This window comes from Paraburkholderia sp. EG286B (assembly GCF_040965655.1).
Lineage (GTDB): Bacteria > Pseudomonadota > Gammaproteobacteria > Burkholderiales > Burkholderiaceae > Paraburkholderia.
In genome coordinates, this window is sequence record NZ_JBFRCF010000174.1 from 1 (window position 1) to 434 (window position 434).

The following is a 434-nucleotide window of genomic DNA, read 5'->3' on the forward strand; positions in this document are numbered from 1 at the left end:
CTGCAAAAGGCGAGGACGCTCGTGCGCCAAATCGAAGCTGGAGCCGTATTCGTCAACGGCCTCGTCGCGTCGGACGCCCGTTTGCCTTTTGGCGGCATCAAACAATCGGGCTATGGCCGAGAACTCGGCGCCGCCGGCATCCGCGAATTCACCAACGTCAAAACAGTCTGGATTGGCCCCGCCGCCTGACTCCGCACCCTCGACCGTCCCCAAAGGAACCCGCCATGACCATCAAGACGCCCTCGGGAGCCGCCCTCCTGAAACCCGAGCAACTTACGACTTACGATCGCGGCGGCGGCGCCAGCACCACGCCGCTCGTCGGCAAGTCGGTCGGCTCGGACAGCTTCATCACCGGTTATACGTCGTTCGCACCCGGCGTGAAGATCCCGTTCCACAGCCATAACTGCCAGGAAAGCGTGGTACTCGTCCAAGGG

At 63.1% G+C, this 434-nt stretch carries 1 protein-coding gene and 1 pseudogene; both read left to right on the forward strand.

The genetic code is table 11. From position 1 onward, the window contains the following. On the forward strand, positions 1-189 hold a 189-nt coding region (locus AB4Y42_RS44275; protein WP_368697901.1), incomplete at its 5' end, for an aldehyde dehydrogenase family protein. A 35-nt stretch (positions 190-224) separates the two neighbouring features. After that, a pseudogene (locus tag AB4Y42_RS44280) lies at positions 225-434 on the forward strand (cupin domain-containing protein); the annotation flags it as partial.